The organism is Xanthomonas axonopodis pv. maculifoliigardeniae (genome assembly GCF_041519315.1).
Classification (GTDB): domain Bacteria; phylum Pseudomonadota; class Gammaproteobacteria; order Xanthomonadales; family Xanthomonadaceae; genus Xanthomonas; species Xanthomonas euvesicatoria.
The window spans coordinates 4,447,227-4,465,153 of sequence record NZ_CP167998.1 but is presented as its reverse complement, the minus strand read 5'-3'; the positions used below and the strand labels follow the sequence as shown (position 1 = coordinate 4,465,153).

The window sequence follows — 17,927 nt, the reverse complement described above, 5'->3', positions numbered from 1 at the left end:
GCCGGGCTGCCAGGCCTCGATCTGGCCTATTGCTCCGGCTGTCGTCTCGGCCCGCCTGGGAGTGTCAATGTTTCGCGATTTCAGAATGTCGTTCGTGGTCACCGCCATCTGCCTGGGCCTGGCTGCGTGGTGGGGCCATACCTCATCGATGGGGATCTGGCAGGCGCTGTGGCTGTGCCTGGTGCTGAGCGTGCTGGAAGTGTCGTTGTCGTTCGACAACGCGGTGGTCAACGCCGGCGTGCTCAAGCACATGAACGCGTTCTGGCAGAAATTGTTTCTGACCGTGGGCATCCTGATCGCCGTGTTCGGCATGCGCCTGGTGTTCCCGATCGTGATCGTGTCGGTGGCCACCGGCATGGGCCTGGTGCCGGTGATGCAGATGGCATTGAAGGAGCCGGACCGCTACAGCCAGGTGCTGACCGATAACTACCCCTCCATCGCCGCCTTCGGTGGCATGTTCCTGCTGCTGGTGTTCCTGAATTTCCTGTTCGACCAGGAGCGCAAGCTGCACTGGCTGGGCCCGGTGGAGCGGCTGGTCGGCAAGCTGGGCAAGGCCGATGCGATGTCGGTGATCGTGGCGGTGTCGGTGCTGCTGGGCACCAAGCTGTTCCTGCCGGAGGCCATCTTCCAGAGCGTGCTGTTCGCAGGCCTGGGCGGCATCCTGCTGTATCTGCTGGTCGGCAGCGTGGATGCGTTGTTCGAGGCCGAAGAGAGCGAAGACGGCAGCATGGGCCCGGCCAAGCGTTCGGGCATCGCCGCGTTCCTGTATCTGGAAGTGCTGGATGCCTCGTTCTCGTTCGACGGCGTGATCGGCGCCTTCGCCATCACCCGCGACGTGGTGATCATCATGCTGGGCCTGGCGATCGGCGCGATGTTCGTGCGCTCGATGACCGTCTACCTGGTGCACAAGGGCACCCTGGACGAATTCGTGTTCCTGGAGCACGGCGCCCATTACGCCATCGGCGTGCTGGCGATCATCATGCTGGTGGGCACCGTCTACCACGTGCCGGAAGTGCTGACCGGCCTGATCGGCGTGGCCTTCATCGCCGCCTCGGTGTGGTCGTCGATCCGCTACCGCAAGCGCCACCATCTCGGGCCGACCGAGATCTGAGCGATCACCGGCGAGCTTGCGCGGTCGCTGAACGGCTGGTGGCGCGTGGGTCGCCCGGCGGGTTAAAAAAACGCGACCGATAGCACGCCTGGTGTCGACGGCGGGTGAGTGCGGCGAGCGAATCAGGACCCTCCCGACTTGACCTGCGCAGTCGGATTCGTCCTCCCGCCGCGCGAGGCGACCGCTCGTCAGCGCAGCCCGTTGTGCCGCAAGGCTCGGCGCAATTTGGGCACATTTGGTGTTGACCCCCTGGGGGTACCCCACTATCTTGGGGTTCGGTGGTGACCGCCCCCAAGTGGCACCGATCAGACGAAGGCGATGCGCAAGTGCGACATTGCCTGCGGCTCCCATCTCAGCGACCTGTACGCGCCCCGGCATTGCCGCGGTCGCTTCCGGCCCGATGACGGCAGCGCGTTGCCACCGAACACCATCATGCGACAGCACACCGCGTGATGGCGGCCGTGGGAGTTCAGGGAAATTGGTGGGTGATGCCGCCGCAGGCCATGGCCTGCGCGCTGTGCGTCCTGTGTCGCCAATGCACCCTGGACGCCGCTCGGTCGTTGCCTGCTCCGGCAGGTTCGTGTGCCTACGCATGGAGGACGCATGACCACCAACGACACCCTTTCCGCGATCGCCGCCGGTACCGCAACACCCACCAGCGTTCCCGCCAGCGTTGCCGCGCCCGCCTGCGGCGCGCCGGAATTGACCGACCCGTCGGACATCGTGCCGCCTCCCCGCCAAGCCATTGCAATGCACGCACAGACCATCGAAGAACAAAACGTCTCCACCTGGATCACGAAAGAAGCGGGCAATCGCAAGATTCCGTTCGAGCCGGAGCGCCTGAATCGCGCCATTGACCAGATCCATGCCGAGTTCCCGCAGCTGGACGTGGCCGATTACAAGCGCTCGGTGTTCGGGTTTGTCGAGCGCAAGGACAGCGTCAACGCCGACGACCTGGTCGACCACCTGATCCGCGAGGCCGAAGCCCGCGTCGACCTGACCACCCCGGAGTGGGAGCACTTCGCTGCGCGTCTGTACCTGCGCCGCCTGTACAAGCGCGCCAGCCGCAACCGTTTCTACGACGCCAGCCAGAAGTACGGCTCGTTCGTCGGCCTGCAGGAGAGCCTGGCCGACCGCAATGTCTATTCCAACGACATCCTGCGCCGCTATTCCAAGGACGAGCTGATCGAAGCCGGCAAGATGATCGAGCCCGAGCGCGACAAGCTGTTCGCCTACAACGGCCTGTACCTGCTGGCCACGCGTTACCTGGCCACCGATAGCTCGCGCGGCGTGTTCGAACTGCCGCAGGAGCGCTGGCTGACGATCGCGCTGTACCTGATGCAGGACGAGATCGGCACCGGCAAGGGCAGCCGCGAGCGCCGCATGCAGCTGGTGGGCGAGGCCTACTGGGCGCTGTCCAACCTGTACATGACGGTGGCAACCCCGACCCTGGCCAATGCCGGCAAGGTCGGCGGCCAGCTGTCGAGCTGCTTCATCGACACCGTCGACGACAGCCTGCAGGGCATCTACGACTCCAATACCGACGTGGCGCGCGTGTCCAAGCACGGCGGCGGCGTCGGCGCCTACCTGGGCTATGTGCGTTCGTCGGGTTCGGCGATCCGCGGCGTGTCCAACTCGTCCGGCGGCGTGGTGCCGTGGATCAAGCAGCTCAACAACACCGCCGTGTCGGTGGACCAGCTGGGCCAGCGCAAGGGCGCCATCGCGGTCTACCTGGACATCTTCCACCGCGACATCGAAGCGTTCCTGGACCTGCGCCTGAACAACGGCGACCAGCGCCTGCGCGCGCACGACGTGTTCACCTCGGTGTGCATCCCCGACCTGTTCATGGAAGCGGTCGAGCGCCGCGGCGACTGGTACCTGTTCGACCCGCACGAAGTGAAGCGGATCAAGGGTTGGTACCTGCAGGACTTCTATGACGAGAAGAAGGGCGACGCCAACGGCAGCTTCCGTCGCAAGTACGAAGAAGTCGTCGCCGACGAGCGCATCACGCGCAAGACCGTCAAGGCGATCGAGATCTTCAAGCGCATCATGGTCAGCCAGCTGGAAACCGGCAACCCGTTCATGTTCTATCGCGATGAAGTCAATCGTAAGAACCCGAACAAGCACGAGGGCATGGTCTATTCGTCCAACCTGTGCACCGAGATCCTGCAGAACATGAGCCCCACGCGCATGATGCAGGAGATCATCAGCGGCAATCAGATCGTCACCACCAAGAAGGCGGGCGATTTCGTCGTGTGCAACCTGTCCTCGATCAACCTGGGCCGCGCGATCACCGTGCAGGCCGACCAGGCCGATCTGCTGGGCGCCGACGTGCTGGAGCGCCTGATCCCGATCCAGGTGCGCATGCTCGACAACGTGATCGATCTGAACCAGTTGCCGGTGCCGCAGGCCACCATCACCAACCAGAAGTACCGCGCGATCGGTCTTGGCACCTTCGGTTGGCATCATCTGCTGGCGCAGAAGTCCATCCACTGGAATGCCAAGGAAGCCGAGGACTACAGCGACGAGCTGTACGAGCGCATCAACTACCTGACCATCCAGGCGAGCATGGAGCTGGCCAAGGAAAAGGGCACCTACAGCGTGTTCCGCGGCAGCGACTGGCACAACGGCGAGTACTTCCGTGCACGCGACTACAACAGTCCGCAGTGGCTGGAGCTGTCGGCGCAGGTGGCGGTCAATGGCGTGCGCAATGCCTGGATGCTGGCGGTGGCGCCGAACATGAGCACCGCGCAGATCGCCGGTTCCACCGCCTCGATCGACCCGATCTACAGCGCGTTCTACTACGAAGAAAAGAAGGACTTCCGTCGTCCGGTTGCCGCGCCCGGCCTGTCGCTGGAGACCTGGCCGTACTACGAAAAGGGTGCCTACAAGGTCGACCAGTTCGCCAGCGTGCGCCAGAACGCGCGCCGCCAGCGGCATGTGGACCAATCGATCAGCTTCAACTTCTACGTGCCCAGCACCATCCGTGCGAGCACGCTGCTGGACCTGCACATGACCGCCTGGCGCGAAGGGTTGAAGACCACGTATTACGTGCGTTCCAACGATATCGACATCAGTGAGTGCGAGTGGTGTTCGAGCTAAAGCGCATGCAGTAGCTAAGCGCATTCGCGCTTCGCTTCCACGGTTCGCGTTGCGAACCGTGGACCCTGCTTCACAAGTATCCACACCCCGCGCCTTCGGCGCGCCCCCTGACTCAGGGGGCTTTCCTCCAGAACGATTGCTGCCGTCGTCCCTGCTGTACGCGCGCGCGACGCCTGAAACACGAGTAGAAACCCATGTCCGCAACACCGCTCGACCGCATCAAGATCCTTGAGCCGCGCAACCCGAACCGTTCGACCGGCATCATCAACGGTCAGACCTCGGGCATCCTCAACTGGAACGATATTCCGTACCCGTCCTTCTATCGGGCCTACAAGGAACTGTCGACCAACTTCTGGATCCCCGACGAGGTGGACATGAAGGGCGATGCGCGCCAGTACAACGAGCTGTCGGCGCGCGAAAAGAATGCCTACGATTCGATCATCGGCCTGCTGGCCACGCTGGATTCGCCGCAGACGCGTTTCATCTACAACGTGGCCGAATACATCACCGACCCGGCCGCGCACGCCAATGCCGCGATCATCGGCCAGCAGGAAGTGATCCATAACGAGAGCTACAGCTATGTGCTGGCCTCGATCACCGGCCTGGCCGACCAGAACCGCGTGTTCGAGATCGCGCGCACGCACCCGACCATCATCAAGCGCAACGCGCCGATCATGGGCGCCTACGAAGACTTCATGCGTGAGAAGACGGCCGAAACGCTGATCCGTTCGCTGATCCAGTCCTCGATCCTGGAAGGCATCAACTTCTATTCCGGCTTTGCGTATTTCTACAATCTGGTCCGCCAGAACCGCATGACCGGCACCGGCAAGATCATCAGCTTCATCAACCGCGACGAGCTGGCGCATTCGAAGTTCATCAGCGAGCTGATTCGCGCCATCATCGGCGAGAACCAGGCATTGCAGGGCGACGAGCTCACCGACTACGTGCACAAGGCCTTCGAACACGCGATCGACCTGGAAACCCAGTGGACCGCCGAGGTGCTGGACGGCATCGACGGCATCGACGTGGACGAGATGATCCGCTACGTGAAGTACCGCGCCAACAAGATGGCCGGCATGCTCGGCATCGAGAAGCTGTACGAAGGCGCCAACGACAACGTGATGCCGTGGATCAAGGCCTACGCCGACAACTTCACCGAAACCAAGACCGACTTCTTCGAGATGCGCAATGCCTCGTACAAGAAGACCAACTCGGATAACGGCTTCGACGATCTGTGAGGAGCCGGGATTTGGGATTTGGGATTCGTTGAAGCGCCGGGATTAGGCATTGGAGATTTGGGATTCGTCACAGCAGCACTGCGCTAAGACACATCGATCAAGGACTTTCAATGACGTACCAGTTGCGGCTTTTGCGAATCCCCAATCCCGACTCCCCAATCCCCGCCCCATGAACATCCTGCTCGCCCTGGCATCGTTGAGCGGCAACACACGCGATCTGGCGCGTGCGGTGGCGCTGCGCTGCGAAGCGGCCGGGCATGCGGTGACCTGGTTGGAAACCGACATGCAGACCCTGGCCCAGGTGCCGCATGCGCCAGGGCAGTACGCGTTGTTTTTGCTTGGCAGTTGGACCGACAACGGCGGCCGTACGCCGGCAGAGATGAAGCGTTTCATCGTCGAGCTGGTCGACACGCTGGGCAAGCCACCGCGCGTTGCCGTGTTCGGCACCGGCGAAACGCAGTGGGGCGAAGAGTATTTCTGCGGTGCGGTGCACCGAATCGCGCGCTTCTTCGACAGCCCGTTTCCCCGTTTGACCATCGAACAGATGCCCCACGGCCAGCGCGACGCGCAGGCCATCGCCGCCTGGACCGATACGGTTCTGGCCCAATGCAAGAACGATCCCAATGCAGACCATTACCGTCACGTCGCCTGAGCACTACACCCAGACCCTGGCTGCGCATCCGCGCGCGCTGGTGGATTTCTACAAAGATAACTGCCCCGGCTGCCGCATGCTCGACATGTCGCTGGACAAGTTCGCCACCAGCGACGCCGCCAATGGCGTGGCCTTGTTGAAGGTCAAGCTGGAAGTGGTGGGCGAGGACTTCTTCCGCGAGCTGGGCCTGCGCCAGACGCCGACCCTGGCGCTCTACCGCGACGGCAGTGAAGTGGCGCGTCTGCCCGGCTTTCAGTCGCCGGCGCAGGTGGAAGCGGCGGTCCGTAGCGGCCTGTGATGGCGACGGGCGCCCGGTCGATGCGAGGTGCCCTGCGATGAACACCACGGTCAGCATCGTCGCCTGGAGCTTCCTGCTGGCGGGGTTGGGCTTGTTGACCGGTGCGGCGCTGCTGCCGGATCAGGCGCGCTGGATCTTGTTGCTGCTGGGCGTGACGTTCGGCGGCGTGGGTGGTGGCATTCTCGGCTATCGCGTCTGGCATGCGCGCCGTGCTGCGTGGTTGCGCCGGCATGGCACGGTGGTGGAGGCGCGTTTTGTGTGCGTTGAACGCAATGCGTCTTTGCAGGTTAACGGCGTGCACCCGTTCCGTATCCTGGCCCATCGCCACGACCGCACGCACGACACCTTGACCGAGTATCGCAGCGATAATCTGTGGGTCGATCCGCAGCCGTTTATGGCCGATGGACAACTGCTGCGGGTGTTCGTCGATCCGCAGCGGCCATTGCGCTACCACCTGGACCTGAGCTTCCTGCCGACGCTGCGCAGATGATCGGGCTGGCTTTCCTTCCTTCTTACGGCACTTCTTCATGACCAGTTCCACGCCCGTTGCACCGACCGAAGCCCGCATGGCCGAGATCGTGTTTCCCAATCACACCAACCATCTGGGCACGCTGTTCGGTGGGCAGGCGCTGGCGTGGATGGACAAGGCCGCGTTCCTGGCCGCCTCGCGCTATGCGCGCCGCACCGTGGTGACGGCGCGTTCGGATCAGGTGGATTTCAAGCTGCCGATCCGCCAGGGCCAGATGGTGGAAACCATCGCCCGCGTGGTGTTGGTGGGGCGTAGCTCGATCACGGTGGAAGTGGAACTGATCGCCGAAGACCTGCTCAGCGGCGCGCGCGAGCTGTGCACGCGCGGGCAGTTCGTGATGATTGCGCTCGATGCCGATGGCAAGCCGACTGCGGTGCCGCCCTTGCCGGCAGCCGACTAAGAGCAGCGAACAAAAACGACAGCGCTGCCGCCATGTGGGCGCAGCCGGCGCTCGGTGCGGTATGTATCACGTGCACTGTGGTTGCTGCGCTTCATCAACACCCGCCTGACGACCGCTCGCGACGTGGTGTTCGCCGCCGTGAGCGCGCTTACTCCTGCACTTCGCGGTCTTCGCGCTTGGTTTCTTCCATCGCCTCCGGTTCCAGCTCTTCGGCGCTGCGATTGAGTTTGACGAACACACCCCAGGCGATCAGCAGCAGTGCCGCGCAGGAGCCAACGGCAGCCGCGTAAGGCAGCTTGGCCGGGTCGGCATGCATCAGTTCGAAGATCGACACCAGCGTTTCGATTGCCAGCGCGATCACGATCACCACGAAAAAGCGCGACAGATACCGCCGCACGCGCGTTGGGCCACTGACCTTGACGTCGCGCAGGATCTCTTCTTCGAAGATGGTCTGGCCCAGTTCGAGCGTGACCAGCGCCACCGTCAGCAGGCCGATGGCTTCGAGCACGACGTTGAAACGGTCGCGCACCACCATGTCGCCGCCGGGTGTGAAGCCGTGCCACAACTCCAGCCCGGCCATCGTCACCAGGCCCGCCGCGCACAGCACGAAGAACGCCAGGATCACGAAATGACCGGCACGAAACAGGTGGCTGAGCGCTTTCATCAGGGGCGAAGTGGGCGATGGGAAGCAGAGCATCGTGTGCACTGCGTCGTTGCAGCGCGAAGGCTGCGCCAACCCGGCGCACCCTCATCCGGCGCGTTGCGCCACCTTCTCCCGCGAGCGGGAGAAGTGACGTCCCAGAGCAACGCGGTGGAATGGATATGCAGGCCTTTGGCCCATTGCCGTGTAGCGACCCGCATCCTTTGTCCGGCGCTCTTCCCCCGCCTGCGGGGGAAGGTGCCCGAAGGGCGGATGGCGCAGACGGCTCACACGCGCAGGCGGCCCCAGTTGCCCGCCATGATCAACTATGCCGCAACACCTGATACGCCTGCAGGTGCACATTGGCCGCCATCAGCAGAGGCGCGTTGCGCCCGGTTTCGCGCACGCGCACCAGCATGTCGCCGACGATCTGCGCCGCTTCCACGTCCTGGCCGGCTTCCAGGTCGCGCAGCATCGAGGCCTTGAGCGGCGAATCCACCTGCAGCAGCGTTTGCAACGCTTTGGCGCGAGCCGGCTCGGGAATCGATTGCCCGGCCGCATCGGCGGCCCACAGGCATTCGTTGTACAGGCCGTTGATCAACGCGCGGCCGTCGTCGGTGGCCACGATCGCGCCGACCGGCGCACGCATCAGGCACGTGGCCGAGGCCAGTGCGGTGAGGAAGCTGTACTTGTTCCACTGCTCCTGCGCAATCTGGGTGCTGGCCACGTAGTCGATGCTGGCCTGCGCGCAGGCGGCGGCAAATGCCTGCACCCGGGTCGAATGTGCGTCACCGCTACGCTCGCCGAAGGTGATTGCCGCCGGCTTGCCAAGGTGCAGAATCTCGCCGTGCTCGCCCTTGGTCGCGCTGATGAAGCACAGCCCGCCCAACACACGCGCTGCACCGAAGCGCTCGTCCAGGGCCGCGTAATGGCGCAGCCCGTTGAGGATGGGCAACACCGTGGTGTGCTCGCCCACCGCCGGCGCAATCGCCTCGATCGCGCTGTCCAGGTCGTAGGCCTTGCAGCTCAAGATCACCAGATCGAACGGCCGCTGCGCTACCAATGCCGGCAAGTCCTGCGCGGTGACATGCGCCACCTGCAGATCGGCATCGCCCAGTGGGCTGCGGATGCGCAAGCCGTCGGCCTGCAGCTGCGCCGCACGCGCTTCGCGCACCAGGAAGGTGGCATCCACGCCGGCCTGCGCCAGACGTCCGCCAAAATACCCGCCGGTGCCGCCGGCGCCCAGGATCAGGATGCGCATGGCCATCAGCTCCGCAGCCCCACACCCCGCCGCAGCAACCACAGCGCCAACGCGCTGAGCACGGCGACAAAGCCCAGCATCAATGCGTAGGCGACCCAGATCGGCACGTCCGAGCTACCGAGCAGGCCGTAGCGGAACGCGTTGACCATGTAGAAGATCGGGTTGGCGTGGGTGGCCGCTTCGGCCCAGCCGGGCAGCAGTTTCACCGAGTAGAACACGCCACCCAGGTAGGTCAGCGGGGTCAGGATGAAGGTGGGCACGATCGCCACGTCGTCGAACTTCTTGGCGTAGACCGCATTGACGAAGCCGGCCAGCGAGAAGATGGTCGCGCCCAGCAGCACCGTGGTCAGCGTGACCAATGGATGCGGGATCCGCACCGGGGTGAAGAACATCGCGATGATCAGCACGATCGCCCCGACCATCACCCCGCGCAGCACCGCGCCGGACACGTAGCCCCACAGGATCACCCAATTGGGCATCGGGCTGACCAGCAGTTCTTCGACATGGCGGCCGAACTTGGCGCCGAAGAAACTCGAAGAGATGTTGCCGTAGCTGTTCTGGATCACGCTCATCATCACCAGGCCCGGCACGATGAATTGCATGTAGCTGTAGCCGCCCATCTCGCCCACGCGCGAGCCGATCAGCCCGCCGAAGATCAAAAAGTACAGCGTCATGGTGATGGCCGGCGGCACCAGGGTCTGACCCCAGATGCGCAGGATGCGCTGCACTTCGCGGCGCACGATGGTGCCCAGCGCAATCCAGTTGCGTTGGCGGGGTGTGGCGGGCGTGGCGGACATCGACGGCTCCGAAGGACTCATGGGTGGCCTGCCGGGCGCACGGGCGCCGTTGCGGCAGGAGCCGGGGCGGCGACGGTCTCGCCAGGCCCGGTCAGACGAACGAACAATTCTTCCAGCCGGTTGCTCTTGGTACGCATCGAGCGCACGCGGATACCGGCATCGCCCAGCGCGGCGAACACGCGGTTGAGGTCCATCGCGCGCGGCATGTCCAGATCCAGCGTGTGGCCGTCGATGGCGGTGAGCGTGGTGCCTTCGATCACCGGCAACTGCGCGGGCAGCTCACCGTCGATATCGAACAGGAAGCCTTCCACGTCGAGCTTGGCCAGCAGTTCGCGCATCGGCCCCTGGGTGACGATCTGGCCATGATTGATGATGGCCAGGTTGCGGCACAGGTGCTCGGCCTCTTCCAGGTAATGCGTGGTCAGGATGATCGTGGTGCCGGCGGCGTTGATGTCCTTAAGCACGCGCCACATGTCGCGGCGGATTTCGATATCCACACCGGCGGTGGGTTCATCCAGGATCAGCAGGCGCGGCTGGGTCATCATGGCGCGGGCAATCATCAGCCGGCGCTTCATGCCGCCGGAGAGCGTGCGGCTCATCACCTGGGCCTTCTCCCACAGGTGGGCGCGGCGTAGTTCCACTTCGGCCAGTGCTTGCGCCTGGCTGCGCGGCATGCCGTAAAAGCCGGCGTAATTGACCAGGATGTCGAACGGCTTTTCGAACAGGTTGAAGTTGATTTCCTGCGGCACCAGGCCGATCAGGCGCATCGCATCGCTGCGGTGGGCGACCAGGTCGGTGCCGAACACTTCCACCTGGCCGCCGGACAGGTTCACCAGCGAGCTGATGATGCCGATCAAGGTGGACTTGCCCGCCCCGTTGGGGCCGAGCAGGGCGAAGAAATCGCCTGGCGCCACGTCCAGCGAGACGCCCTTGAGCGCCTGGGTGCCGTTGTCGTAGGTCTTGCGCAGATCGCACACGCGCAGGGCGGGCGCACGGGGAGATGGGGAATTCAAGCCGGGTCCTTCGCGCCAGGGTGACGGCGCAGCGAGTTGCAGCCCGTTATTATAGAAGCCCGTTGGGGCTTGCCCCGATCACAGACTGTCCCAAATACGTTCGTGCCCGTTCAATTCCCCCTCAAGCTTGTCGACCGGCGCATGATTGCGCCCACCGTGGCCCACTGCCAGTTCGTCCGTGACGACGGCCAGCCGCTGGATTTCCAGCCCGGCCAGTTCATCCAGATCCATTTCGACTATGCCGATGGCACGCCGACCAAGCGCAGCTATTCGCTGGCGACCATCCACGATCATGCGCTGGGACCGGGCGAGGCAGTGGAGATTGCGGTGAGCTTCGTGCCCGGCGGCTCGGCCACGGCCTTGTTCGAAGGCCTGGAGATTGGCGACCAGTTGCAGGCAAGCGGTCCCTACGGGCGCTTTTGCCTGCAGCCGGGCGATCACAACCAGCGTTACGTGCTGATCGCCACCGGCACCGGCGTCACCCCGTACCGCTCGATGCTGCCGCTGCTGGCCGAGGCAATCGCCACCCGCGGTGTGCAGGTGGTGTTGCTGCAGGGCGCACGCACCCCGACCGAGCTGCTGTACGGCGACGACTTCCGCGCGTTTGCCGATGCGCACCCGCAGTTCCGCTACGTGCCGTGCTTCTCGCGCGAAGTGCCCGAGCAGCCGCATGCCGATGTGCGGCACGGTTACGTGCAGCAGCACCTGGCCGAGTTCGCGCCCGATGCCGCGCACGACATCGCCTACCTGTGCGGCAACCCGGACATGGTGGATACCTGCCTGGACGCGCTCAAAGCCGCCGGCCTGCCGAGTGCGCAGATTCGCCGCGAGAAGTACGTCAGCTCCACGCCGCCCAAGGTCTGAGGTGGCATGCAGGCGGCGCGTCGATGCCGCCTGTGTCTGCAGGCGTGCTGTGGGCTGCAGCGTGTGACGCCAAGTTGCTGCGGTTTTAGCCGGCAGCGTCTAGAAGCGCCGGGCGCTGCAGCTCCACCGTGACATGCACCAGTTCTTCATGGATCTGCAGTGCGCGGCGCACCAGCTCCGCATCGATATCGGCTGCAGTGACCAGGCTGACGACGCAGGCATAACGCTCGCTGCCGACCCGCCAGACATGCAGGTCGGCGATGTCGATCGCATGCCCAAGCTCGGCGATGACCTGTTTCACTTCGACCACCACCGGCGCGTCCATCTCCGCATCCAGCAACACGCTGCCGGTGCTGCGCAGCAGCCCCCAGGCCCAGGCGGTGACCAGCACCGCGCCGACGATGCCCATGAGCGGGTCCAGCCAGGTCACGCCCCAGTGCATGCCGGCCACCAGTGCGACGATGGCGAGCACCGAGGTCGCGGCATCGGCCACCACGTGCAGATACGCCGCGCGCAGATTCAGATCGCTGTGCGCCTCCTGGCCATGACCATGGCCCTCGTGCGTGTGCGCATGTCCGTGACTGTCATGCGCGTGCACGTGACCATGGTGGTGACCGCGCGCATGCCCATGCGAGTCGCGCAACCACCATGCGCAGATCAGATTGACCAGCAGGCCGATCAGCGCAATCACGGTGGCCTCCTGATACTGGATGGGCTTGGGCGTGAACAAGCGTTCCACCGACTGGAATGCCATCAGCGCGGCAACCCCCAGCAACAGGACCGCGCTGGTGTAACCGCCCAGCACCTCCACCTTCCAGGTGCCGAAGGTGAAGCGCACATCGCCGGCATGCTGCCGCGCAAAGCGGTAGGCGAACAACGCCAGTCCCAGCGCCAACGCGTGCGAGCTCATGTGCCAGCCGTCGGCGAGCAGGGCCATGGAATTGAGCGTCCAACCGCCTACGATCTCCACCGCCATCATGAGCACGGTCAGGATCACCGCCTTGCGGGTGCTGCGCTCGGCGAGCGGGTTGGCGCTGGCAAAGGTATGCGACTGCGCGCAATGCGGCGCAGCGTGCGTGGTCGACATCGGCGGTAGCTCTGGCTAAGGTACCCCCAGAGGGTATCCTAAATACCCCCAGGGGGTATATGGCGTGGCACATCTCAATCAGGACAAATCGAAACTGCTCGCGCGCGTGCGCAGGATCCGCGGGCAGGTGGAAGGGCTGGAAAAAGCCCTGGCGCAAGACGTGGACTGCACCGCGTTGCTGACCCAGGTGGCCGCATTTCGCGGCGCGGCGCAGGGCTTGATGGTCGAGCTGCTCAGCGAGCACCTGAAGCATCACGTGGCCGCGCCGGATGCATTGGGTGAGCGTGAGCTGGCAGTGGATGACATCACGGCCATCCTCAAGACCTATCTGAAGTAAGCGCGGCCGACACACCATTGCGCTCACTCTCGGCCGGTTATGGTCCAGGCGCGCGGGACGGCCTGCATGGGCGTGTCGCGCCCCGTCGTCCTGATGCGCGGCACCCTGGCGCTTGCAGTCAGTGCGCCGCCGGCTCCAGCGTCAGCAGCACCACATCGTTGCTGCGCATCGGTACCGCGATGGCAACCACGCCATCGGCGCCCACACGCACACGCCGGTCCTGTTCGGGCGCATCGCGCGTGGCCTGTTGCAACTGCGTCAACTGACGCGGCGCAAGCGCCTTGGGCATGCCCATGTCGATATACAGCGATAAGGGGTCGTTGCGCCGATAGCCGGTCCTGCGCACCTGCAACTGGTAGGTGCCGGCAGGCACGTGGGTCATGCGCATCTGCAACGGTGCGCTATCGGTGGCGGGCACCTGCTTGGTGTAGAACGGCGTATTGCTCACCGCCTGCACGGGCTGCTGCCAATCCCACACCAGCGCGGCGACACGCGTGCCGTCCACTGCGGCGAGGGAGTGTGGGTCGCCCAGCGGCACATTGCGGCCCTTGAGTGCATTCAAATATTTGTAGGCGAACCAGGCCGGCTTGCGAATGCCTTCGCGGTTCATCAGCCCGAATCCGCCGTGGAAGGGCGTGGGCGGTGGGCCGGGTTCTTCGAACAGATCGGTATAGGTCCAGTAACTCATGCCCTGCACCAGGCCCTGCACCTGCTTGAGCTTGGTCAGGATGTACGGCGCGCTGATGTAACTGTCGTGGACGAAATCGCGCGGCGTATAGCTGCTGCTCCACTCGGTGAAGTACAGCGGCAGGTCCGGAAACGGCGAGGCCTGGATCTGTGCGCGCACGCGCCGCACATCGCCGATGATGGCATCCGGCGACGCAGACAGCTTGGTGTCCTGGTTGCCGTCTTCATCGAGAAACCCGCCATCCACGCCATAGGTATGTGTCGTGACGAAATCGATCGGCAGCTTGTTGGTGGCGACAAAGGCCAGTAACTCGGGCACCCAGGCGGCGCCTGCCGTGGATGGACCGCCGACGCGCAGTTGCGGGTCGATCGCCTTGATGGTGCGCGCCGTGTTCGCATACAGATCGAAGTACGCCTGCTGGTCGGCGTTCTCCCAGAAATCCTTCAGATTGGGCTCGTTCCACACTTCGAAATACCACTGGCGCACTTCCTCGGCACCGTAGCGCGCGCGGATGTGGCGCACATACGCATCGATCAACTGCCTCCACTTGGCAGGATCCGGATGCGAGGTGTTGCCCTTCCAGTAGAACAGCGTCTGCTCGGAGGTCTTCATCGCGCTTGGGGTAAAGCCCAGTTCGACGAAGGGGCGAATGCGCTTGGCCAGCAGTGCGTCGTACAACTGGTCCAGCTTGGTCCAGTCGTACACCAGTTTGCCGTCGACCTGTCTGACGGTGCCGAGCACATCATGGAAGACATCGTGGAAGCGGATGTAGCGAAACCCCAACTCTTGCACGGCAGGCAGCAGATGCGCCTGCGTGTCGCTGCGAATCAAGGTGCCGGGAAAATCCGAGCCAACCGACAGGTCGTAGAAACGATCGATCGGCGCAACCGCCGTGGCCAGATCCAGCTGGATCGTGCGCGGCGCTGCGTGCTGCGCCGGTGCAGAAGCCGTCACGCAGCACAGCGCCGCTGCCAACAAGACATGTGAACGCATCGCCGCTCCTGCTGAAGTGCCAGCCGGCAGCCTAACGCATATGCGGCAGACCACTGCCGACACGCAGGGTGATGCAGCGAGGCCAACAACACTGCTGGGCAGCCGCCATGCGAACGCGGCCGCGGCTCGGCATCGGCATGTGCCGTGCGTACGCTGCGGCGGCTGTGTGTCGTCTGTCTTACCTGCCGACATCCCGCGACGGGTGTTCGCCGCTTGGGCCAGGCAATGACGGCGGACGCAAAAAAAAACCGCATTGGAATGTGTAAAGGGTGCTTGACAGCAAGCGCCAGTGGGCGCATCTTGCCTGTCAAGCGTACTTGACAGGCGACTGAGATGCGGCGGCAGCATAGGCACATGGATTGCAGGCATCACCGCGCAACGCGATGCGCTGTGCGCACGGTCGCCGGGCGTGCGCGCAGCGATCGGGCAGCGCGTCATGGCTTCGCCGAGGTCGTGCGATGACTAGCTGCAAGCGCAAGGCGCTGCTGGTGTTCTGCGTGGGACTGGTCTTGCTCGGCATTGGGCTGCTGGGTCTGTGGCACGTGCTGCCGTTGAACAACTACCTAGCCGGGGTCAGTGCCGGTATTGGTGGCTCATGCATGCTGCTGTCGGTGCCGATGTGGCTGGCGCGCGGCAATCCGCGCGATAGCACCCGTCCGGCGTTGGCGCGGCGGTACTACCGCGAATTCGGCATCCCGATGCTGTTGTACGTGCTGGTGATGCTGTTCTGGCGCTATCTGCTCGGGCATGTCGGGCCGCACTGGGCGCGCGTATTGATCGCCCTGCTGCCGGCGGTGCTGGTGGTACTGGTTATTCGTGCGGTGGCGCGTTACGTGCGCGATTCGGACGAGATGCAACGACGGATCGAGCTGGAAGCGATCGCCATTGCCGCCGGCCTGGTCAGCGGTGCGTACATGACGGCCGGATTTCTGCAGGCCGCCGCGCTGATCGATGTTCCGGCGAGCGCGGCGATGCTGTGGGTGTTTCCGTTGCTGTGCGCCATCTACGGCATCACCAAAAGCATCCACGCGCGTCGTTTTGAATGAATAGCCGCGTGCGCGAATTGCGCGAGGCCAATGGGTGGTCGCAAGGAGAACTCGGCGAACGGCTGGGTGTGTCGCGGCAGACGATCAACGCGCTGGAAACAGGCAAGTACGATCCCAGCCTGCCGTTGGCGTTTCGGATCGCACGCCTGTTTGGGGAATCGATCGAGCACGTTTTTCTTTACGAAGACGGGCAGTAACGGTCACGTGTGGCCGCATGCAGCGTCGGGGGACAGGCAATGCCAGGAGACAGGATGACGATGGTCAAGCAATCCACGATGGTGGCGGCAGTGCTGATGGCGATGCTGGCTGCCGGATGCCAGCGCGCCGCAGCGCCGGCCGCAGCAAACGACGTTGCAGCAAAATCCACCGCGACAGCGCCGGGTACGACTGCGCAGCAGTCCGCCTCAAAAATGCCGCCCGGCACTGCCGCGGGCAATCGTTACGGCACGCTGCTGTTCACGCCGTGCACGCTGAGCGCTGGTGGTGCTGCCGGCAACATCGAAGCGCAATGCGCGAGCCTGCGCGTGCTTGAAAATCCGGCCGCGCCGAGCGGGCGCAGCATCGCGTTGAAGATTGCCTGGCTGGAAAGCGAAGCCGGCGCCGGCAGCACGCCGGACCCGGTGTTCTTCATCGCCGGTGGGCCGGGGCAATCGGCCACTGAGGTCGCGGCGATCGTGGACATGGGCCTGCACGAAGTGCGCAAGCAGCGCGACATCTTTCTGGTCGATCAGCGCGGCACCGGCGGTTCGCATCCACTGGAGTGTCGCGACGCGGCGGGCAAGCCGCTGGCGCTGGAGAACAGCAGCCAGGCCTCCGCCGAGCAATTGACTGCGTATGCGGCCCGATGTGCCGACGGTTTGCGCAACGACGCCGACCCGCGCTACTACACCACCAGCGAAGCCATCGGCGATCTGGATGCGGTCCGCGCAGCGCTGGGCGTGCAGACGCTGAATCTGATCGGTGCCTCGTACGGCACGCGCGTGGCGCAGCACTATGCCGCGCGTTATCCGCAGCACACGCGCAGCGTGGTGATCGATGGCGTGGCGCCGAACGATCTGGTGATCGGCGGCGAGTTCGCGCGCACCTTCGAAGATGCGATCGCGCTGCAGTCTGCGCAATGCCGCCAGCAGCCTGCATGCGCCAGGCGCTTTCCAGTCGATACCGCCACGCAGTTGCGCCAGGTGGTCGAGCGGCTGCGGCAGGCACCGGTGGCGGTGGACTACCGCGACCCGCGCACCGGTGGCTTACGCCACGAGCAGGTCACTGCCGACACCGTGGCCGGCCTGGCGTTCGGTTTCTCGTATGCGCCGGAAACCGCATCGTTGCTGCCGTTGGTGCTGGACGAAGCTGCCGCAGGCCGTTACGCCTCGTTGATGGCCTTGGCGCAGATGAGCGCATCGGGCATGTCCGATCAGATGAATCGCCTGATGCAATGGTCGGTGTTGTGCAGCGAAGATGCCGGGCGTTATCACCCACCCGCACACCAGGACACCACGTTACTGGGCAACGAGGTCGCCGAGATGTTCTTCGCACCGTGCAAGGTGTGGCCGTCCAAGCCGGCGCCGGCCGCCGCAAGCGCGCCGTTCCGCTCCACCTTGCCGGTGTTGCTGCTCTCCGGCGCGCTCGACCCGGTCACGCCGCCACGCTACGCCGAGCGCGTGCTGCAGGGGCTGCCCAACGGCCGGCATGTGATCGCGCCCGGGCAGGGGCATGGCGTGTTCCGGCTGGGCTGCATGCCCAAGGTGCTGAGCCAGTTCATGCAGACCGCCGATGCCAAGGCGCTGGATACCACCTGCGTTGCCAGCCTCAACACCGTGCCTGCCTTCACCTCGTTCAACGGATGGGAACCATGAGTCGCATCGACCACGCCA

Annotated in this window: 18 protein-coding genes and 1 other RNA gene; 13 read left to right on the top strand and 6 right to left on the bottom strand. The window is 64.5% G+C overall.

What is annotated here, in order from left to right; translation table 11 throughout:
- Window positions 1-67: 67 nt before the first annotated feature.
- The 8 genes from ACDH77_RS19095 to ACDH77_RS19060 all read left to right on the top strand — a co-directional run bounded on the left by ACDH77_RS19095 (window position 68) and on the right by ACDH77_RS19060 (window position 7,465).
- Window positions 68-1,111 (top strand): DUF475 domain-containing protein, encoded by a 1,044-nt coding sequence (locus tag ACDH77_RS19095; RefSeq protein ID WP_008575120.1) that lies wholly within the window; start codon window positions 68-70, stop codon window positions 1,109-1,111.
- Window positions 1,112-1,714: 603 nt separating this feature from the next.
- Window positions 1,715-4,213 carry a ribonucleoside-diphosphate reductase subunit alpha gene (locus ACDH77_RS19090; RefSeq protein ID WP_008575121.1) on the top strand — a complete coding sequence of 833 codons (2,499 nt, stop codon included), beginning with the start codon at window positions 1,715-1,717 and terminating at the stop codon, window positions 4,211-4,213.
- Window positions 4,214-4,407: 194 nt separating this feature from the next.
- Window positions 4,408-5,451, top strand: a complete 1,044-nt coding sequence (locus tag ACDH77_RS19085; RefSeq protein ID WP_005914812.1) for a ribonucleotide-diphosphate reductase subunit beta — start codon at window positions 4,408-4,410, stop codon at window positions 5,449-5,451.
- 169 nt (window positions 5,452-5,620) lie between these two features.
- Window positions 5,621-6,103: a flavodoxin gene (locus tag ACDH77_RS19080; protein WP_003487312.1), complete on the top strand. Its 483-nt coding sequence runs from the start codon at window positions 5,621-5,623 to the stop codon at window positions 6,101-6,103.
- Window positions 6,075-6,401 carry a thioredoxin family protein gene (locus ACDH77_RS19075; RefSeq protein ID WP_005914813.1) on the top strand — a complete coding sequence of 109 codons (327 nt, stop codon included), beginning with the start codon at window positions 6,075-6,077 and terminating at the stop codon, window positions 6,399-6,401. The genes ACDH77_RS19080 and ACDH77_RS19075 overlap by 29 nt, the downstream gene beginning before the upstream one ends.
- Window positions 6,402-6,438: 37 nt before the next feature.
- Window positions 6,439-6,891 carry a hypothetical protein gene (locus ACDH77_RS19070; RefSeq protein WP_218196733.1) on the top strand — a complete coding sequence of 151 codons (453 nt, stop codon included), beginning with the start codon at window positions 6,439-6,441 and terminating at the stop codon, window positions 6,889-6,891.
- Window positions 6,892-6,928: 37 nt separating this feature from the next.
- On the top strand, window positions 6,929-7,330 hold the full coding sequence (locus tag ACDH77_RS19065) for an acyl-CoA thioesterase (protein WP_003487309.1): 402 nt from the start codon (window positions 6,929-6,931) through the stop codon (window positions 7,328-7,330).
- Between the two features lie 61 nt (window positions 7,331-7,391).
- A non-coding RNA gene (locus ACDH77_RS19060) (sX9 sRNA) lies at window positions 7,392-7,465 on the top strand.
- Window positions 7,466-7,478: 13 nt separating this feature from the next.
- Here the strand turns inward: ACDH77_RS19060 and ACDH77_RS19055 are convergent.
- The 4 genes from ACDH77_RS19055 to ACDH77_RS19040 form a co-directional block, all read right to left on the bottom strand.
- A complete protein-coding gene (locus ACDH77_RS19055; RefSeq protein WP_029820668.1) occupies window positions 7,479-7,994 on the bottom strand; it encodes a hypothetical protein in 516 nt (171 codons plus the stop codon).
- Window positions 7,995-8,292: 298 nt separating this feature from the next.
- On the bottom strand, window positions 8,293-9,237 hold the full coding sequence (gene panE, locus ACDH77_RS19050; protein WP_372353594.1) for a 2-dehydropantoate 2-reductase: 945 nt from the start codon (window positions 9,235-9,237) through the stop codon (window positions 8,293-8,295).
- Complete coding sequence (locus ACDH77_RS19045) at window positions 9,237-10,049, bottom strand: ABC transporter permease (protein WP_029820666.1); 813 nt, start codon at window positions 10,047-10,049, stop codon at window positions 9,237-9,239. The genes panE and ACDH77_RS19045 overlap by 1 nt, the downstream gene beginning before the upstream one ends.
- Entirely contained in the window at window positions 10,046-11,041 is a 996-nt protein-coding gene (locus ACDH77_RS19040; RefSeq protein ID WP_029820664.1) for an ABC transporter ATP-binding protein, read from the bottom strand. The genes ACDH77_RS19045 and ACDH77_RS19040 overlap by 4 nt, the downstream gene beginning before the upstream one ends.
- A 36-nt stretch (window positions 11,042-11,077) precedes the next feature.
- Between ACDH77_RS19040 and ACDH77_RS19035 the strand changes: the two genes are divergently transcribed.
- On the top strand, window positions 11,078-11,905 hold the full coding sequence (locus ACDH77_RS19035; RefSeq protein WP_011348949.1) for a ferredoxin--NADP reductase: 828 nt from the start codon (window positions 11,078-11,080) through the stop codon (window positions 11,903-11,905).
- Window positions 11,906-11,990: 85 nt separating this feature from the next.
- Here the strand turns inward: ACDH77_RS19035 and dmeF are convergent, their stop codons facing one another.
- Window positions 11,991-12,992 carry a CDF family Co(II)/Ni(II) efflux transporter DmeF gene (dmeF, locus tag ACDH77_RS19030; RefSeq protein ID WP_372353593.1) on the bottom strand — a complete coding sequence of 334 codons (1,002 nt, stop codon included), beginning with the start codon at window positions 12,990-12,992 and terminating at the stop codon, window positions 11,991-11,993.
- A 64-nt stretch (window positions 12,993-13,056) separates the two neighbouring features.
- Here dmeF and ACDH77_RS19025 point away from each other — a divergent pair, with 64 nt between their 5' ends.
- On the top strand, window positions 13,057-13,329 hold the full coding sequence (locus tag ACDH77_RS19025; RefSeq protein WP_008575145.1) for a metal/formaldehyde-sensitive transcriptional repressor: 273 nt from the start codon (window positions 13,057-13,059) through the stop codon (window positions 13,327-13,329).
- Window positions 13,330-13,447: 118 nt separating this feature from the next.
- Here the strand turns inward: ACDH77_RS19025 and ACDH77_RS19020 are convergent, their stop codons facing one another.
- Window positions 13,448-15,010, bottom strand: a complete 1,563-nt coding sequence (locus tag ACDH77_RS19020; RefSeq protein ID WP_372353592.1) for a GH39 family glycosyl hydrolase — start codon at window positions 15,008-15,010, stop codon at window positions 13,448-13,450.
- 458 nt (window positions 15,011-15,468) lie between these two features.
- On the opposite strand from ACDH77_RS19020, the gene ACDH77_RS19015 reads away from it, so the two are divergent.
- Genes ACDH77_RS19015 through ACDH77_RS19005 form a run of 3 tightly spaced genes read left to right on the top strand, consistent with a single transcriptional unit; the run spans window position 15,469 to window position 17,909 of the window.
- Window positions 15,469-16,056, top strand: a complete 588-nt coding sequence (locus tag ACDH77_RS19015; protein ID WP_008575149.1) for a hypothetical protein — start codon at window positions 15,469-15,471, stop codon at window positions 16,054-16,056.
- Complete coding sequence (locus ACDH77_RS19010; protein WP_008575151.1) at window positions 16,053-16,253, top strand: helix-turn-helix transcriptional regulator; 201 nt, start codon at window positions 16,053-16,055, stop codon at window positions 16,251-16,253. The genes ACDH77_RS19015 and ACDH77_RS19010 overlap by 4 nt, the downstream gene beginning before the upstream one ends.
- Before the next feature lie 54 nt (window positions 16,254-16,307).
- A complete protein-coding gene (locus ACDH77_RS19005; RefSeq protein WP_209261457.1) occupies window positions 16,308-17,909 on the top strand; it encodes an alpha/beta hydrolase in 1,602 nt (533 codons plus the stop codon).
- Window positions 17,910-17,927 lie beyond the last annotated feature (18 nt).

Excerpts from the sequence above, each read along its gene's own strand:
- ACDH77_RS19095 (WP_008575120.1), top strand. The coding sequence starts at position 68 with ATGTTTCGCGATTTCAGAATGTCGTTCGTGGTCACCGCCATCTGCCTG.
- ACDH77_RS19090 (WP_008575121.1), top strand. The coding sequence starts at position 1,715 with ATGACCACCAACGACACCCTTTCCGCGATCGCCGCCGGTACCGCAACA.
- ACDH77_RS19085 (WP_005914812.1), top strand. The coding sequence starts at position 4,408 with ATGTCCGCAACACCGCTCGACCGCATCAAGATCCTTGAGCCGCGCAAC.
- ACDH77_RS19080 (WP_003487312.1), top strand. The coding sequence starts at position 5,621 with ATGAACATCCTGCTCGCCCTGGCATCGTTGAGCGGCAACACACGCGAT.
- ACDH77_RS19075 (WP_005914813.1), top strand. The coding sequence starts at position 6,075 with ATGCAGACCATTACCGTCACGTCGCCTGAGCACTACACCCAGACCCTG.
- ACDH77_RS19070 (WP_218196733.1), top strand. The coding sequence starts at position 6,439 with ATGAACACCACGGTCAGCATCGTCGCCTGGAGCTTCCTGCTGGCGGGG.
- ACDH77_RS19065 (WP_003487309.1), top strand. The coding sequence starts at position 6,929 with ATGACCAGTTCCACGCCCGTTGCACCGACCGAAGCCCGCATGGCCGAG.
- ACDH77_RS19055 (WP_029820668.1), bottom strand. The coding sequence starts at position 7,994 with ATGAAAGCGCTCAGCCACCTGTTTCGTGCCGGTCATTTCGTGATCCTG.
- panE (WP_372353594.1), bottom strand. The coding sequence starts at position 9,237 with ATGGCCATGCGCATCCTGATCCTGGGCGCCGGCGGCACCGGCGGGTAT.
- ACDH77_RS19045 (WP_029820666.1), bottom strand. The coding sequence starts at position 10,049 with ATGAGTCCTTCGGAGCCGTCGATGTCCGCCACGCCCGCCACACCCCGC.
- dmeF (WP_372353593.1), bottom strand. The coding sequence starts at position 12,992 with ATGTCGACCACGCACGCTGCGCCGCATTGCGCGCAGTCGCATACCTTT.
- ACDH77_RS19020 (WP_372353592.1), bottom strand. The coding sequence starts at position 15,010 with ATGCGTTCACATGTCTTGTTGGCAGCGGCGCTGTGCTGCGTGACGGCT.
- ACDH77_RS19015 (WP_008575149.1), top strand. The coding sequence starts at position 15,469 with ATGACTAGCTGCAAGCGCAAGGCGCTGCTGGTGTTCTGCGTGGGACTG.
- ACDH77_RS19010 (WP_008575151.1), top strand. The coding sequence starts at position 16,053 with ATGAATAGCCGCGTGCGCGAATTGCGCGAGGCCAATGGGTGGTCGCAA.
- ACDH77_RS19005 (WP_209261457.1), top strand. The coding sequence starts at position 16,308 with ATGACGATGGTCAAGCAATCCACGATGGTGGCGGCAGTGCTGATGGCG.